This window comes from Legionella shakespearei DSM 23087, assembly GCF_000373765.1.
Lineage (GTDB): Bacteria > Pseudomonadota > Gammaproteobacteria > Legionellales > Legionellaceae > Legionella > Legionella shakespearei.
In genome coordinates this window covers 217,088-234,346 of record NZ_KB892393.1, presented here as the reverse complement: position 1 = coordinate 234,346, position 17,259 = coordinate 217,088, and the positions used below count along the sequence as shown (strand labels likewise).

Sequence of the window (17,259 nt, the reverse complement as noted above, 5' to 3'; positions counted from 1 at the left end):
ATTATAATCATATCATTAAGAGAGGGGGGGACTTTGGGTGGTTTTTCTTTTTTTAGCACGGCATAAACAGACTTCCACTCACATTCATCAAAGAAGACATCACAACTTATCTCAGGACAAGTCCTTCCCATCATGGTTAAAAACAAGATTCTCCAAGTGACAATCATATAAAGAGCAAGACTATTTGCCGTGCTTCTTAACGATTCAAATTGAAGCTCTTCAATCGTGCATCCTGATTTTAGTACCTTAAAAAATATCTCTATTTGCCATCTGCATAGATACCAATTTACCAGTGTTGTTGCTTGTTCCGCTGTTTGAATGGGATAACTGGTCAAAAGGTACCATTCAATGGCCTTTTCGCCGTCAGGAGCATTAATTTCCTTGGCATGTATCACATAGACTGGAGTTGGTTCAAGGGGTGTATTAGCTCTTTTGGGAGGGCTCAGCACCAATTGGCTAAATCGTATTTCTTGTTTCACAAGGCGGGCTTTTCGTTTATGCCTGGCCTTACTATTCCTATTCACCTCTCCGGCAGGTAGTTCAAATTCAATATGACCTTTTATTTCGCCACCCTCAACAGACTGTCTCAATTTTGCATTAAATTCACCGGTATCTTTATTAAGCACTTTACGGTCATGCTGGCATCGTACCAACCAATACGCTTTGTTATGTTCGTTGGGTCGTTTCTCTAAGACTTCGTAAATATCTCCTTCACGGTCAGAGATACTTACGATTACGGTGTTCGGTGCAGCTTTTGCTATTTCATTAGCCGCTTCATAGCCTTTTAACCAACAATACGTTTCTTTTTCTTCGACTTCTCTGTTCTTTCTATCCTCTCTCGTGCCTAGTTCACTTCGTATCCATAGTTGTAAATCTATAGTCCCTAAGCAACATCGCTCAGGAGTAAAGGCAACACTGGGATGAATATAAAAGCCACGGCTATTCTTTTGGGTTAGATAACCCATGTTAATCTTGGATTCATGCCCACTAAAATCAACGTCACTGGTATCTTGCGGAATAAGTACCACTTCTTGCGCTTTTATCCTGGATAAAGTGGCCTCTCGATGGGGCCTTAATATCTTGGTCGGCGTTATTTTATGATGATTTATAAAACGATAGGCACCGATCGTCTCATCCCAACCTTTACAGGCTCCAGGGATGCTTTTACTGGGTGAACTAAATAAACTCTCAAGTAACTTTGTAAAACGTTTATTTAATCGCTTATCTCCAAAATCTTCACCTTGAATCTCTAACTCAGCCCAATTATACATATTTATTTATTCGCTCATTCTTTGAATGAGCGAATGATATGCTAATTGTGATTACTTGTGTATAAAGATATGTCCTGACGGTCGCGGCTCGGTTTTCGTGCGTTCGTATTGACTTCATCGTGCACCGGAAACCGAGCCGCGACCGTGAGGGAGCGGAATTTTTGTTGCGGCACAGACCGGGCTACAATACCGGCTTAATCCAGGTCATTATTCCCAAATGCATTTTGTTGAGTATGTTCTATAATTGTCAATAAATACCAATACAATTATAAAGAGTCCTTCAATGAGAAAATACTTCATTCTTGTACTGCTTCTCATCGTACCCTTTTGTTCGTTTAGCCGCTCTATACTCATAGGGGTGTCACATTATGACCCTCCCTTTATTGTTCAGCAAGAGAAGTATCGATTTGATGGATTTGATATATCCATGATGAAATACGTGTGTAGAAAGTTAAGCTATGAGTGTGAATTTCTTTCTCTGGACAGGAGTAAGCTTCTTGATGCAGTTGCAAACGGTACTGTGGATTTGGCCGTAAGTAATCTTATTATTACGAAAGAACGCTTAACAAAAGTTAATTTTTCATCGCCGTATTTAATCAATACAACCCATATCATTGGTTTAAAGAAAAAGGTACCAGGCACTTTTTCAATTGATTTGCTGCGTAATAAAAAAATTGGCATTACCGACAGTGACTATGCTGATCAGGTAAAGGCCTTAAATGTTGAGAAACCAGTAGTCAAAATCTTTTCCCGTGATGATGATATGGTTGATGCGATTACTAATAACCAAGTAGATTTTGCCCTGGTGGATGCGTATAGCGCCAATTATTGGCAGATTAATTCAGGAGGGATTATTCAGGATTTTGGTTGTCCGGTAACTTTGGAGTCTACAGCGGCTATTGCTATTAATCCTAACAATGCCGACATCATTGATAAGCTTAACTGGGCGTTACTCGATTATCTTAACAGCAAACAGTTCGGTGACGATTACCGAAAATATCTGAAACCTTTCTAAAACTGTTTTTACCTCATAAGCATATTGAAAACAAATAAAGCATCACGATTTAGAGCTTATCCCATAAGGGCGTGTACAGGCTATTCACAAAGATATACACAGATTTTGTGGATAACCTTTTCTGTAAGACACTGTCATTAAGGGGTTGATTTAAAATAGACGTAGCCTTGATGCAGCGGAGCGTAATCAAGGCTACAATTTTATATTATTTTTGTACATGTTGGTTGTTTTTTTCTGATTTTTCTAGTATTTTGCAATTTTGAATCACATTGGTATCACATATGTCTAAAAAAGCGCTTTACAACCTGATTCGTATGAATCATGGAACAACAACTTTTGCTTTACCTTCGGGCATATATTTAGCTGATAAAACGCATACATCAGGCGGGCGTTATTTTCTTTTTGAATTACCCAATGTGAATAAGACACGTATCGATGATCTCGTCTTAAGCAGTCATCATGTGAGTGTTTATGAGTCGCCAACAGGTAAAATTGATTTAAAAAGTCAATATCATTACACCGCTTTTTTTCATAATGCCGCAGGAGAAGAATTCCGCCTGCATGTGTTTTTTGATTCCAGAGATTTTCTGGTTACCGCACCCTTGTTATCTGTTTTAAGAGAGGGCAAATATGAGCCGGTCAACAGCGATGATTTAGACGAAGTATTCGCTCATTTGGCTACTACAGCCTGTTCTGAATTAGTCACTTTTTTGCGGGCTGCCCAGAAAAGTAAGGCAGCGGCTCTGCAACTCCAATTCAAAGAATTGGAAAATCGATTAGAGCCTTTATCTTCTGATCCGGTTAAAAATAAAAAAGAATATCTGGAAATTATTGCACGACAAATACAGGTATTAGACGAGCTTAGCAAGATATCCAATCAAGCCTCCGATGTTATTAAACAAATGAGATGGTTAATAACATCCAAAGAAATTATAGAGTCGGGAGAGTTTCAGTCTGAGTCAGTTTCGGAGCATGAAGATGAGAGCCTGAATGCGGAGCCTAAAGGTACTCACCCGAAAGATGAAACTACCCCTGCAAAGCGTAAGGACAAGAGAAGTAAAAAAGGCAAAGTAGCGAAAGCGACTCCAAAGGTTAAAATTCAGCGAGCAATCAGCGACGAGGTAGCAGACTTAAAACTTAAATTCACAATGGTTCCAAGACTCGCTGGAGTAACTCAGCTAAATCTGCTCAATGAACTGTATGTGATCTTAAAAGAAAAGGAATGGCTAGTGGAACTCAAAGAGCGCACGGCTACAGTGCGGGACTTAAGTGATTTGCGTATCCTTAGATCCAGTATTGAAAAGTCAGCAGGTGAACTATTGCAACGATTTTTATTGCAATCAGATTTTAACAATGCGGAACTACTTAACCAGTTTTATCATTTACTTCCTGAGAATATGCTGCTTTTGGCCTTACAGAGCAATCGCCACCAATTACTTGATTTCCTGCTTAAACATAATATTGCCCCTTTAAATTGCAAAAATCTCACTATAAAAAGCGTTACCTATTCTTCTATGACTGATTATTTTTTCAATGGCCCTGCATCGGATGAGCAAAAAATGGCATGCCTTGATGTTTTGATTAAACGAGGCGCTTCCCTGATGGACATAGACAACAAAACCGGCCTGCCTTATGCAGCGCTTTTATTGTTCCAGCAAACTCATCCTTTGCGGGCTGTACTGGAGCGAAATCAGGAATTAACCTTAAATAGTATTCAATTTTATAGCAAAATGAACCAGGTTTTACGCTCCCTGACTCCTGAATCCCGAGCTATAAATGTAGATACATTGATAGAAAATAATAAAGATTCAATTGTTTTATTGCGACAAAGAATTGCACTGCACCAGCAACATGACCCAAAACTTGAGCTGTCTTTGGGGCACGAGTTGGTTCATCAGCTTGAAACGGATCCTGAAATAAGTTACCAGGCGGGCCGAATTCGCCGGGAGGTCGCATTATTGATCCCGCGGGTACGCGAGGTTACCTCTAAAAGAGATCTTGCTAATTTAACCACTATTAATTTTGATTTGTTAGTGATAGGAATAAATGGGCTAAGTAGCCTTGCATACATTCCACCTTTAGAGGACCTTAAAAGAACAACAGTCAGATTACAACTCGCGATATTGGAATACCTTAGTTTGGTTGATGAGGTAATTAATTTTCCAAAAGCATTAGTTGGGGTCAATCTACACGCTCGAAAAGAATCAAAACAACTTAAGGCTCTTAAAAGACGAACAATGGAAATTGATAATCGTATAGTAGAAATCAAAACTATGCTTACTTATGCCTATAGAGAACTGCTGGAAACGCATCTTAAAAAAATGATCAGTGAAGAAAGGAGTGCGCTATCTGAAGCCATTCGGTCTAAGGCTGTTCTTGATGAAAAAATAGCTGTTTTAACACAAGACGTACAGGCTGAAGATTTACAACGTCCTGAAACAGGCAGTGATGATAAAAAAGAAGTTTCGAGTTTAAGAAGTGCTGTAACATTCTTCGCGTCTGATGCCAGAGTTTCTGCATCTTCAGTGTCAGATAATGTTGCTGATTCTGACCTGTCGTCAGGAAGTGACGAAAAATTAGTGAATACCGAAGATACGAACATTGCTCCAAGTGGCACTTGTTTGACACAATAATTCGTAGCCCGTGGCTGAGTGGTGAGTGTGGAACCCTGGATCCCGCGGACAAGCCGCGGGACGTCGGAATATCGGGGAATGACCAGTGTCGTAGAGTCCTGGCAGGATGTGTAGCCCGGTCTGCTTGCAGCCGGGAATTGGTGATCGTTACACAACCTGAGTTCTAACTAAGTCTTCATTCCCGGCTGCAAGCAGACCGGGCTACGATTTTCCTCTCTGCACGACATTTTTTGACTAATCGCAAACTATTTGGCCTGTTTTTTACTAATTAATTGCTTTTTTTTGTTTCTTGAAGTATTATTTTTGAGCTCTAAGTCGCATTGGTGTTAAATATGTCTAAAAAAGCTCTTTATAATCTGATTGAAATGAATTACCGTACAACGCATTTTGTCTTGCCTGACGGAATACGCTTAATTAATAAAAGTCATACATCCGGTGCGCGTTATTTCCTTTTTGAATTACCTCTTGCAAAGAAAACACGTATCGATAATCTTGATTTAATCAGTCATCATGTCAGTGTGTATGAGTCGCCTGCAGGTAAAATCGATTTAAAAAGCCAATATCACTACACTGCCTTTTTTGAGAGTGCTTCAGGAACAGAATACCGCCTGCATGTGTATTATGATGCTGAAGATGGCTTTGTAACCAGCCCCATGTTATCTGTTTTAAATGGGGATAAATATGAACCTGTCGACAGTGATGATTTAGACGATCTATTCGCCGATTTGGCAACAGCAGCTTGCTCTGAATTAGTAACCTTTTTAAGAGGCGTCCAGAAGAGCAGGGTAGGTGATCTGCAGCGCCAATTCGATGAATTGGAAAATCGATTGGAGTACTTGTCTTCTGAGCTGGTTAAAAATAAAAAGGAATATCTGGAGGTTATTACAAGTCAAATAAACGTGTTACATAAGTTAAGCAAGATATCCAATAAATCAGCAAAAATCATCACAAAAATGAGATGGCTGACGGCATCTAAAGAAATCATGGAAGCAGAGGATTCTCATCAAAAGCCAGCCCCCGTTACTGTCTCTCCAGAAATAGGACAAGGGCGCGAAAATGAACACAATAAACCAAGCTCTTCTAAAGAAGCCTATTCTGGAAAGGCGGAAAAAAAGTCTCGTTCATCAAAAACAAAGTCAGTACAAGCACAGCCACAACAGGTCAGACTCAAGCCTGCAATCAGTGCTGATATAGAAGATTTAAAACTTAAACTTAATTCAAGCGAAGTACTGAAGGATCCTGAATTAGCAACAGAACTTAGGGACTTGCATGGCCGCTTGAAGGAAAAAGAATGGCAAGTGGAGCTTAAAGAGCGCACGGCTACAGCCGGGGATTTAAACGATTTGCGTATACTTGCCGCCCGTATTGAAAAAGCAGGCGTCAGAGTATTACAACGACTTTTGATGAGTTCAGATTTTAAACATGCTGAAAGACTTAATTCATTTTATCATTTACTCCCTGATGAACTGCTGCTTGCTGTCTTACAAATGGGGCGCCATGAGTTACTGGATTTTCTGCTTAAAAATAATATAGTCCCTGTGCATTTCAAAAATTTCACCATTAAGAATGTTGTTTATTCTTCTATGGTTGATTATTTTTTTAAAAGTACGGCTCCCGATGAATCAAGAATTGCCTGTCTTGACGTGCTGATTAAACATGAGGCCTCTCTAATGGGGATAGATAATAAATCCGGCCTGCCTTATGCTGCTCTTTTATTGTCGCAGCTCAAACATCCTTTAAGAGTTGTATTGGAACGAAATCGGGAATTAACCTTAAATAGTGTTGATTTTCATAACCGGATGAATCAGGTTTTACGCTCTTTAAATCCTTCTTCCGTAACTATAGATATAGACTTGGATGAGTTAATAAGTAACAACAAAGATTCAATTACTTTATTACGGAAAAAAATTGCACCGTATAAGCCACATAACAAAAAGCTGGAGTCTTCTTTGGGGCAAGAATTGGCTCTTCAGATTCAAACGGATCCTGAAATAAGTTATCAGGCAGCACGAATTCGCAAGGAAGTGGCCGCGTTACTACCAAGGATACCACCTGTCAATAAAAATAAATTGATTCTTCTTACTGATCTGAATTTTGATTTATTAGCGCAGAAATTAAATGGAATAGAGGCTCCTGAATTGATTCCACCATTTGAGGACCTTAAAAGGGAAACAGTCAAATTACAATTGGTAACTCTGGAATACATTGCTTTGCTTAATGAGGCATACGAGCAGAATGTTACTGTAGCCGCCGTCAATCGTTTTTCATCACGTAAAAAAATAAAAGAGGCTAACGCTGTAGGCATCAGGCGTGCGGAAATTCAAGAGCGTATGTCTGAAATTCAGAGCATAATTGATGACGCCTATGATGAGTTGTTAAGGGAGCACGTCCAAAATTCTCTTGTAAAATTTTTTACAGAAAACCTGTCGGCAGGAATTTTTAAAGACATAAAAAGCGATGAAGAAGAAAAAGTGGGTGTAACTGAAGGCTCTCCTTTACGTCAAGGTTTGTTCAGTACCTTTTTTGCGCCTGGTAAAAATTCTGTGATCTTAGAGTTCTCCGCATCTCCAGAATTAGAAGACATAGAAGATTCATCTAACGATGCCAAAGATATCTCGTCAGAAAATGAAAACGGATTAGACAAAGACGATGTTACAGATATTTCGGTGCCTTCTTGTGGAGTGCAATAGAGCGTAGCCCGGCTGCAAGCAGACCGGGCTACAAAAACCTTTATTCAGCATGACCTGAATCGGGTTAACCCTTTACCTCACCATATTAAGTCTTTTATCCTCTTTCTGACATGTTTCCTGATAGAAATAATTCAGATCCTCAATTGTCTCTTTTAATTCTTCTGTATGGTAAACCCCTGATTTTGCTTTGCGAACCAATTCATTAAAGCTATGAAGAATGGTTTCATACTCATCCGTCAGATCCTGGTCGTATTCTTGTTCATACCTGCGAATGTTAACCAGTAAATCTTCAAACCTGGTTTTTAACAGTTCAAATTCATCTTCTGTTCCTTGAAGGGTCTGGATAGAACTTTCTTTTTTCTGAGACCAGTTATAAATCAAATACAAAACAATTAGCCCTATAGGAATTAAGGCAATTGCTCCGAAATAAAGCATATTATTGTTCGCAGTGGGACATTCCAAAGCATCACTTTGGCATTGACCGCTGCTTTCCGCACACAAGTTCGGGGAGGGGGCGGTCTGTGGTGAAAATAAAGGGGGATAATGCGTTGCAGCTTGTGGTGATGGTTCTTCTTCTGGCGTTGTCTGAATGACCGGTATTTGTGGCCGGGGTATCTGTTCGGCCGCAGTGATACTTTGTAATAACTTAGGAGGATTTGGCGCTGGCAGACCTTTCATTTCATGTTGAATCTTAATCCATTGATGCATTGAGCCCATGAGCCTGTCCAATTCCTGAGCTTTGTCTGCTATAGCTTCAAAACTGGTTTCAATAGAGCGAGGTTGACTTAAATGGCTGATAACCTGATTCACGTGACTTTTGAGCATTTTATTGGTCTTGGCCAAATCGGAACTGCTGGAAGGAAACTGAGCCAGCGTATCCTGATTTTTAATGTATGTTTGTAACAATTCCTTTTGTTCTGAAAACCATCTTTGCCATAAGGACAAATTTTGTTCTGTCTCTATCGCTTTATGATATTCCTGGGTATTGGCATGAAGGATTGCATCTATATGTTTTGATGAATTATCAATAAAGCCATCTATTTGTTTGAGAAGGCTGAGCATTTGCTCATTAAACTGATAGATAGTATAGACCTCTCCAGCCTGACCTAATAAATCCATAATTTGAGAAATTACTTTCTGGAAGCGTTCCAGCTCATTTAAATCGGCAATGGCAGAAGCATAGTGATTCAAAATATCTTCATTCATAGAGATTAATTTGAAATTAGGGCAATCATGAAGTTGTTCCATGGTTAAATGCAAGACCGGCATAGGATCCGCTATTAACTCGGTGCTGCTTGCGCCACATTTTTTTGCGGCCTGGGTTGGAAAGCCTGGTGAGTCTTCCAGTTGCGGCTGGGAAAAATCGTAAGGGTGTGGATTGACCTGATTGATGTTAAGTGCAAAATGCAAAATCCGATTCCGATCAGTGGACAATTTTTTGATCACTTTCGACAAGTCACCCAGACGTTCCTTTAATTGTTGTGATTCAATCATGTGATTGAGGTAAGGGTGAATTTCTTCATCAATAGTGAACCGAAAATTTGCCAGAAACAGGCGGTCTGAACCAATAAGCGGAGAGATGTTTTTTTCAATGGTTCTTAAATACTGGGTAATCAATTCGAGTTGTTCTTTCACATGTCCCATGTCTGTATTTTGGGATAAGCTTTTTAAAATCAGATTCAGATCGAGCAGGATAAAGTTCATGGGTTGATTCAGATGCTCGGCAGGGAGGTTCTGATTTCTGATTAGGAGATAATCTCCAACTTTTTGCATCAAATCATACAAAGCTGGCCACTGGAGCCTGTCGACAGGTTGTACGTGAAAATCATCCCGGCTTAATACATGGCGGGTTTTAAATGCATCAGAATAAAACCAGGCATGTTCGTAGGGGTTTATAAGCGCTTGGTCGTTATCTGCAAACCAAGGGCTGGCGTTTTTCAGATAATCCTGATGGATGCCGGATTGGGCTCGGGTTTTCAGAAGCCATTCCCTTAAATTGAGCTCCTCTTCTGTATAGCAATTTTCTGAATAAAGCCAAAAGCGGGCTTTATAAGGTAATGGTTTATATAATGCCAAATGATCCCTTTTTTCCTTTCCCATACTTCTCACTCCTTGAGAAAGCAAATAACGCAGTGGGGTCCGCGACGTTCACGTAATGGCAATGTCCGCGGCCTTACGGTATTGCTGGATTTATTATTCCATAGACGACTGGATTACTTTTAAAGCAATTTATTTGATAACACTCTTTTTCTGATTATGCAACAGCTAATTAATTGACCAGCAACTTAGCCTTCCACCAGGCTCCTTTTTTTGCTAAATTTAGATTTTTGACTTGAACGGGTTTGCTATGCCATCTTTTGATATTGTTTCTGAAACGAATGAAGTAGAATTACGCAACGCAGTAGATAATGCGGTCAGAGAGGTAGGCACTCGCTTTGATTTTCGTGGTGTCGAGGCGACTATAGAGCTGAAAGAACTCACCGTGACCCTGCGTTCTGAATCGGACTTTCAGGTAAGGCAATTGGAAGATTTATTCCGTACTCATTGCTCGAAACGCAATTTGGACACATCCGGGGTTGATATAGAAGACAAGCCCATCCACAGCGGCAAGTTTTTTTCACTGAACATGACCTTTAAGCAAGGGATTGATCAGCCTGCGGCCAAAGAAATCATTAAATACATTAAAGACAGCAAAGTTAAGGTACAAACCTCAATTCAGGGTGAAAAAATTCGTGTTACCGGGAAAAAGCGCGATGATTTGCAGGATACCATTGCGTTATTGAAGAAATCGGACATTGAATTGCCATTACAGTTCGAGAATTTCCGCGATTAGTACCGGTATTTGTAGCCCGTATTAGGCGCCAGCCGTAATACGGGATCGAAGTGGCAATAAACTACTGTTTTATTCAAAACTCATGTGAACCCGAAATAAGGTTTTTATTCTCCCATCCCACTCACCGGCCCGTTCGTGCTGAGGAGGGGTGGGAACCCCGTCTCGAAGCAGGCACCAGGGCAAAAAATCTGTGCCAGTGCTTCGAGACGGCGCAAAAAGACGCGCCTCCTCAGCACGAACGGATTGTGCGAGCGCCAAAAAAGGTTACGGTTTTATTGAGAACTGATGTGAAACTCGAAATAAGGTTTTATCATCCCATCCCACGCACCGGCCCGTTCGTGCTGAGGAGGGGTGGTAACCCCGTCTCGAAGCAGGCACCAGGGCAAAGGTTTTGTGCCAATGCTTCGAGACGGCGCAAAAAGCCGCGCCTCCTCAGCACGAACGGATTGTTCTAATGCAAAAAATGTTGAGTTCTTATCGCAGACGATGGGTAAAACAGTGCTTAAACATAGAGCCTTAATCTGATTACACTTCTTTCAAGCTGGTTTCTTGTTCCGTAGCATTGTTATAAGCCAACAGGGCAAATTCTTCTGCGGTCAAAGGGTTGCTTAAAAGAAACCCCTGGCCCTGGTGACATTTCCTTGACACAAGATAGGCCAATTGCTGTTCGGTTTCTATTCCTTCCGCGATAATATTCATTCCCAGTTCATTAGCCAGTTTGATAATGATATCAACAATAACCACTTTATCCCGTTCATCTTCGATGTCAGAGACAAAGTCCTTATCAATTTTCAACGTGTCCAGAGGCAAGGTTCTTAAACGGTTCAATGATGAATATCCCTTACCAAAATCATCAAGAGAGAGGCGCACTCCCAAAGCCGAAATACTGTTCAGTACCTGATTAATATCATCACTGTTACCCATCAACAGGTTTTCTGTGATTTCCAATTCAAGATGTTCAGCAGGATAGTTATGATTTTTTAAAGCAGTCTCCAGATTGTTAAGAAACTGGTGATTAGCCAATTGTATCGGAGAGATGTTAATTGAAAAAGAAAGCATGCTGTCATATTCTCTGAACCAAACCATCACTTGTGCAAAGGCTTTATTCAGAATCCAGTTCCCCAGCTCTACAATTAATCCTGTGCTCTCGGCAACGGGAATAAATTCATCTGGTGATACGTTGCCTAAGGTTTTATTATTCCAGCGTAATAAAATTTCTGCACCCACTATCTTTTTGGTGAGAAGGTTATATTGCGGTTGATAATAAAGTTCGAACTCTTCATTCTGAATGCCCTGACGCAGATGGGTTTCCACTTCGGATTCCCTGTGCTGTCTGTGACTGAGCTGATCCACATAAAATTGATAGGTATTTTTACCCGAACTTTTGGATTTATACATGGCAAGATCGGCTTTTCTGAGCAAATCTTCTGTTGAAATTCCATCATCAGGGAAGATGGATATACCAATACTTACCGTGACCGTAATCAATTTACCGCAAATAGGGTAGGGACTGTTCAGTTCATTTAAAATCCGTTCTGCAAGTTGGCGTGCGGCAGAAGGTGATTTCAAATGGGTTGATATTAGCGTAAATTCATCACCGCCCACTCTTGAAAGTAAATCGCCTTTTCTTATTAATAATGTCAGCCGGCTGGAAAATTGTTTAAGTAACTCATCACCATGAAAATGGCCAAAGGTATCATTCGTTGTTTTGAAGTTATCCAAATCAATCAGCAACAAGGCTAATGACGTCTTGGTTCTTTGCGCATTCGCTATGGATTTGTCCAGCAGATCTTCGAATTCACGGCGGTTAAAGAGGTTAGTTAATGGATCATGAGAGGCCATATAGGCCAGCTCTTCCTGTTTTATCTTCAATCGTTTTTGGGCATTCAGCACCGCTGAATAAGAAAAAACATAGTTTATCACCAGGCAAGTACAGGGGATAAAATAGGCAACTACCTTGAGAAAATAGGCAATGTTATAGGCACTGTCATAAGGTTGGTTGGACAAGAGCATTAAATAAAATGAAATCACAATTTGTGTGACTGACATGTAAAAAATACAATCGGATAAAATATTAGGTTGGGCTTTATAAATCCGGGGATAAACAACGAGTATCAGGAGTAAATAAATGCCAACCGATATTAATTCATAAGGCCTGGACAGATAAGAATCCTTAAACCACATATCGGGAAGTTTGACGACACCTGCTGAGTAATAAAGTATGATGATGGCAGAAAGCACCAGAAAGGCAGTAAGCAATACAAACGTGCTGAACCTGACCGATTGCTCATCCTTATTGATTAAAAGAAGAGTCAAACCTATAAGTAAAATAAGGCCACTGATGCTGTTTGAAAAAATCCATATCAGCGCATCCAGATTGGTTTTTTCATTATATTTGATGGATATTCCATCAATAACCAGCGTGTGCAGTGCCTCTATAGAGCCCGAAAACAAAACGGATAAACCAATAATCAGGGCTAGCCTGTCATTGCTTAGCCTGTATTGGGTAAATGAGAGCAGCACGGTCACAGCTGCAAGCGAAAAACCTGACCATTGCAAAAGGGTTTGCCGGAAATAACCTCGTACCTGCGATTCAATTAAATGAGTCTGGTATTCATTGATTGCATTTAATTTATTGGTAATAGTGCTGAAATCCAGTCCTAGATTAAGGGCTATGTAAGGAAGGCCCAGGAGTAAAATAATAATGAGTACTAAAAAGTGGGGTATACGCTTCAAAGTGGTTTCATTAAAAGCGAATGAATTGTCCATTTTATTATACCTTGTAGTCCATTAAGCAATTTCAATCAGTTCTTGACTACTATAATGCATATCTTATGCCTGTTCGAGACCTGTATATCAAACAGTAGTAGTCAGATAAACTTATCGCTGATAAGCCTCAGTTCCTATAAATGATTTATAAGCACTGTTGGGCTGTTTCACTATCCAGGTACCAAATTTCTGATTCAAATAAGCGTCTGTATGAATATAAGTATAGAATAGTTTGAGAAACTCAACGCGGGCTTGATGATACTGCCTTTTCCAGGGTTGTACTGCCAGTGACTTTGATTGTCCGAGTAAATTAATTCCACCGAGAGCGTTTTGCCTGTTAACTATGTCTTCCAGTGATAGTTCTTTTCCATTAGCAATAATATCGCGCATCACCATAAACAAAGTCGTTCTGCCTTTTCCTGCAGCACAATGAAAATGAAGCCATGAGTCTGATGGTATTTTTTTTATTAGTGTCAAAAACTGGTCGACTTGTTGGGGTGAGGGTGGATGATAATCTGGCACAGGAATTCTGAAATAATTCATCCCCGCTTTTTCCACTGCCTGAGCTTCGGTGGAGACTGTCTTAACCGATATCGTCACCGGATCTATGGGAACTTTAAATCCATCTTTAGGGCGACCTAGAGTATTAATCCGAACAGTTTTTTCAGCCAATATCTGTTTCACCCAGTTTTGCTCGGATTCACTAATTTCTGCAGAGGATTTTCCCCAGTTAATTTGATCCTTTTTATAAAATATACTGATGGGTAATTCATTGAGCAACAGATGCGTTTCCTGACGCAGATCGATAATATAAACAGGGTGTTTCAGGCCATAAGTTTCCTGTAACCAACGCAGCGCTCCCAGGGTTGGACTGGCGCTGCCTGACATAAACAGCTTGTCCAGACCTTTGGTATTGATGTGCTGATCTGTTCCTTTTATAACTACCTCATAACCCGATACTTTTCTCCAGTTTACCGGTTCAGCCAATATCAGGCCATTGGCCGATTTCCAATGATTTTTTATCCAAAAGGCTTCTGCAGGTAATTTCATGTTTGGATTGGCTGCTTTAACGGGAAGGCAGGTACACAATAAAATAAAAACATTAAGAATACCTTTGAGTTTTGTCATAATAAGGCCTGATGTTTGCTAGTTGCTCGATTTCGTAGCCCGTATTAGCGAAGCGTAATACGGGAAATTGCCACGTCGATCCTGTATTACGCTTCGCTAATACAGGCTACAGACCCTGGATCCCGCGGACAAACCGCGGGACGGCGGAATTTCTTTACCCTTATGGCGGTGAAATTACTACTAACCCTATTCAATAATTTCTGTAGTATACCTTAAAGCTTGCATGTCTGTAGACCAATAATTGGTGGTAACACCCATTTTTAATTTTAAATGAGCTAAAAACTCTTCCTTAGTATGTAACTGATCCCATACGCTGGGTAAAAAGGTGGCCTGATGACCATCGCTTATCAGTACAAGTCCGTCAGTTCCCGGGCGTAATTGCGCTTTCAAATCATCCTCATCGCTGAAATGCAAAGGTTCCAAGGGGCTGAGAATGGAAATGGATAAAGAGATGTCCTCCAGTTCGGCACTGGTTAAATGCGGAAATCTGGGATCTGCAAATCCTGCTTTAATTGAGTTATGAATGACATTATCGGCCAGGTGCTCTTGTGATGTCAGTGTTCCCATACAACCTCTGAGCATCCCCTTTTTCTTCAAAGTCACAAAAGTAGGGAGGCGTATTTGTAATAATTCATTGAAATCCTCATAGTCAATTCTAAGATTAACATTGTCCTCCGCCCTAAGGCGCAAGGCTTGTTTGGCAAGATACTTTAATTCATCGGCGCAATGATCGGCAAAATGAAGATTCTGATAAAAATAATAAGCGGCATAGCCAACCACTTTGTTTTTGTTTCCAGCCGTATCACCTGAATTACGTAAATCCAGCAAGTGGCCGTACAGGTGACTTTTTCGGGCATAGTGTAAAAAGCCACGTAAAGGATAATAACCGCAAGCCGCTTTATGGGGAATAGATTCTGCATTGAGAGTATCTATGGCAATACAGGTTTTATTGTCCGTTGTCTGTGCCTGGTCATAAGGAAGGTAATGGCTGAGGTCGCTGCTTATAATAATCAGGGTTTCATCCTCGCCCCATACTTTGTTCAATAACTGAGCCACCTCCTCTTCACTTGTTTCTCCAACCACTAACGGAAGTATCGTAAATTGAGGAAAGATCATCTGGCAGAAGGGTAATTGCACTTCCAGACAGTGTTCTTTCGTATGAGCCTGCGGTAGGGCATGAACGTAAGAAAATTCTTTGATTTTTTTCAGCAAATTCTGATCCTGTGCGATTTCACCCAGAGGAGTTGTGAAATAATCAACCGGATCATAGGCAATGCCTTTAAAATATAAAGTATGGGCGGGGCCCAAAAGAACGATTTTAGTTACTTTATGATGATGGTTTATTAGTGAAGCATAAGCCGAAGCTGCTATGGCTCCTGAATAGATCAAACCGGCATGTGGTACGACAAGAGCCTTGGGTGGGATATGGTGTTGTTCTGCATGATCAAGCAGGTTTTGTACGGTTTTACGAAGAACTTCAGGATCTGCGGGATAAAAAACTCCTGCAACTGCGGGGTGCCTCACACTCATTCTGTCCCTCCAATAAGTACAGCAGATACTATAATTATTAAGTATAGACCAGCTTTTTTATTAAGGTCATTTTATGAACACCTTTCCTACTCATTATTGGCATAAACTGCCAGATGATCGCATCCAATGCGATGTGTGTCCCCGAAATTGTAAATTGCGTGAGGGGCAGAGAGGCCTGTGTTTTGTGCGTGCGAATATTGATAATCAAATCAAGCTGACCACTTATGGACGATCAAGCGGTTATTGCATTGATCCCATAGAAAAAAAGCCACTCAATCACTTCATGCCAGGTACACCGGTTTTATCCTTTGGGACGGCTGGATGTAATCTTGCCTGTAAGTTTTGCCAAAATTGGGACATAAGCAAATCACGTGATATGGATACTTTGGCCGATAATGCGATGCCTTCGGATATTGCTCTGGCTGCTAAAAATCTTGGCTGCAAGAGTGTGGCTTTTACTTATAACGATCCGGTTGTTTTTATGGAATATGCCATAGATGTTGCCAAAGCGTGTCACAAGTCCGAAATTTATTCGGTTGCAGTTTCCGCAGGTTATATGAACAAGGAGCCTCGTGAAGAGTTTTATGCTTATATGGATGCGGCCAATATTGATTTGAAGGCCTTTAGTGAAGACTTTTATTATAAAATTACCGGTTCACATTTACAGCCTGTTTTAGATACTCTGGTTTATTTAAAAAAGGAAACAAAAGTTTGGTTTGAAATAACTACTTTGCTTATTCCTGATGAAAATGATTCGAATAATGAGCTGGAACACATGTCAGAATGGATTATGGAGCACCTGGGCGCAGAAGTCCCTCTGCATTTCACCGCGTTTCATCCTGACTGGAAGATGATGGATAAATCGTCAACACCCATTACAACCCTGCAACGCGCAAGAGAAATAGCCCTTAAAGCCGGATTACATTATGTATATACCGGAAATGTACATGATACAGCGGGAAGTTCCACCTATTGTCCTTCATGCCATGTGCCAGTGATTCTGCGGGATTGGTATCAGATTTTAAGCTATAACCTCGATGAGTCCGGCCATTGTTTAAATTGCCATTATCAAATTGCCGGAGTATTCCACGGCAAAGCAGGAAGCTGGGGACGAAAAAGAGTAGCGGTTAGACTAGGAACATGAACCTGCGGTGGGTTGTAGCCCGTATTAGGCGCCAGCCGTAATACGGGTTCGAAGTGGCAATGAGCTTATTCCCGTATTACGGCCAAGGCCTAATACGGGCTACAAAGCTGCCAGTATAACTGTTCCGCTTCCTGACGGTCGCGGCTCGGTTTTCGTGTGTTCGTATCTACTTCATCGTGCACCGGAAACCGAGCCGCGACCGTCAGGAAGCGGAATTTTTGTTGCGGCACAGAGCATGATTTAGCA

Annotated in this window: 10 protein-coding genes; 5 read left to right on the top strand and 5 right to left on the bottom strand. The window is 40.7% G+C overall.

Annotated elements, in window-relative coordinates; translation table 11 throughout:
• Positions 1 to 1,271, bottom strand: a 1,271-nt coding sequence (locus B094_RS0106760) for an IS4 family transposase (protein WP_018577048.1), incomplete at its 3' end; no start/stop codon positions are given.
• Positions 1,272 to 1,554: 283 nt separating this feature from the next.
• Between B094_RS0106760 and B094_RS0106755 the strand changes: the two genes are divergently transcribed.
• The 3 genes from B094_RS0106755 (at position 1,555) to B094_RS0106745 (ending at position 7,609) form a co-directional block, all read left to right on the top strand.
• The gene (locus B094_RS0106755; protein WP_040524052.1) at positions 1,555 to 2,286 is read left to right on the top strand and encodes a transporter substrate-binding domain-containing protein; all 732 of its coding nucleotides are present in this window, start codon (positions 1,555 to 1,557) and stop codon (positions 2,284 to 2,286) included.
• 281 nt (positions 2,287 to 2,567) lie between these two features.
• Positions 2,568 to 4,919, top strand: coding sequence for an ankyrin repeat domain-containing protein (locus B094_RS0106750; protein ID WP_018577046.1), 2,352 nt, complete (start codon positions 2,568 to 2,570; stop codon positions 4,917 to 4,919).
• Positions 4,920 to 5,251: 332 nt separating this feature from the next.
• Positions 5,252 to 7,609, top strand: a complete 2,358-nt coding sequence (locus B094_RS0106745) for a hypothetical protein (protein WP_018577045.1) — start codon at positions 5,252 to 5,254, stop codon at positions 7,607 to 7,609.
• A 72-nt stretch (positions 7,610 to 7,681) separates the two neighbouring features.
• On the opposite strand, the gene B094_RS0106740 is transcribed toward B094_RS0106745, so the two are convergent.
• Positions 7,682 to 9,709, bottom strand: coding sequence for a hypothetical protein (locus B094_RS0106740; RefSeq protein WP_018577044.1), 2,028 nt, complete (start codon positions 9,707 to 9,709; stop codon positions 7,682 to 7,684).
• Positions 9,710 to 9,956: 247 nt separating this feature from the next.
• On the opposite strand from B094_RS0106740, the gene B094_RS0106735 reads away from it, so the two are divergent.
• Positions 9,957 to 10,442: a YajQ family cyclic di-GMP-binding protein gene (locus B094_RS0106735; protein WP_018577043.1), complete on the top strand. Its 486-nt coding sequence runs from the start codon at positions 9,957 to 9,959 to the stop codon at positions 10,440 to 10,442.
• Between the two features lie 525 nt (positions 10,443 to 10,967).
• Here the strand turns inward: B094_RS0106735 and B094_RS0106730 are convergent.
• From B094_RS0106730 to amrB, 3 genes are all read right to left on the bottom strand, one after another.
• Positions 10,968 to 13,211 (bottom strand): putative bifunctional diguanylate cyclase/phosphodiesterase, encoded by a 2,244-nt coding sequence (locus tag B094_RS0106730; RefSeq protein WP_018577042.1) that lies wholly within the window; start codon positions 13,209 to 13,211, stop codon positions 10,968 to 10,970.
• 111 nt (positions 13,212 to 13,322) lie between these two features.
• Positions 13,323 to 14,339 (bottom strand): fused DSP-PTPase phosphatase/NAD kinase-like protein, encoded by a 1,017-nt coding sequence (locus tag B094_RS16465; protein WP_018577041.1) that lies wholly within the window; start codon positions 14,337 to 14,339, stop codon positions 13,323 to 13,325.
• 186 nt (positions 14,340 to 14,525) lie between these two features.
• Positions 14,526 to 15,869 carry an AmmeMemoRadiSam system protein B gene (gene amrB, locus B094_RS0106720; protein WP_018577040.1) on the bottom strand — a complete coding sequence of 448 codons (1,344 nt, stop codon included), beginning with the start codon at positions 15,867 to 15,869 and terminating at the stop codon, positions 14,526 to 14,528.
• A 73-nt stretch (positions 15,870 to 15,942) separates the two neighbouring features.
• Here amrB and amrS point away from each other — a divergent pair, with 73 nt between their 5' ends.
• Positions 15,943 to 17,013 carry an AmmeMemoRadiSam system radical SAM enzyme gene (gene amrS / locus B094_RS0106715; RefSeq protein WP_018577039.1) on the top strand — a complete coding sequence of 357 codons (1,071 nt, stop codon included), beginning with the start codon at positions 15,943 to 15,945 and terminating at the stop codon, positions 17,011 to 17,013.
• Positions 17,014 to 17,259: the final 246 nt, after the last annotated feature.

Excerpts from the sequence above, each read along its gene's own strand:
- B094_RS0106755 (WP_040524052.1), top strand. The coding sequence starts at position 1,555 with ATGAGAAAATACTTCATTCTTGTACTGCTTCTCATCGTACCCTTTTGT.
- B094_RS0106750 (WP_018577046.1), top strand. The coding sequence starts at position 2,568 with ATGTCTAAAAAAGCGCTTTACAACCTGATTCGTATGAATCATGGAACA.
- B094_RS0106745 (WP_018577045.1), top strand. The coding sequence starts at position 5,252 with ATGTCTAAAAAAGCTCTTTATAATCTGATTGAAATGAATTACCGTACA.
- B094_RS0106740 (WP_018577044.1), bottom strand. The coding sequence starts at position 9,709 with ATGGGAAAGGAAAAAAGGGATCATTTGGCATTATATAAACCATTACCT.
- B094_RS0106735 (WP_018577043.1), top strand. The coding sequence starts at position 9,957 with ATGCCATCTTTTGATATTGTTTCTGAAACGAATGAAGTAGAATTACGC.
- B094_RS0106730 (WP_018577042.1), bottom strand. The coding sequence starts at position 13,211 with ATGGACAATTCATTCGCTTTTAATGAAACCACTTTGAAGCGTATACCC.
- B094_RS16465 (WP_018577041.1), bottom strand. The coding sequence starts at position 14,339 with ATGACAAAACTCAAAGGTATTCTTAATGTTTTTATTTTATTGTGTACC.
- amrB (WP_018577040.1), bottom strand. The coding sequence starts at position 15,869 with ATGAGTGTGAGGCACCCCGCAGTTGCAGGAGTTTTTTATCCCGCAGAT.
- amrS (WP_018577039.1), top strand. The coding sequence starts at position 15,943 with ATGAACACCTTTCCTACTCATTATTGGCATAAACTGCCAGATGATCGC.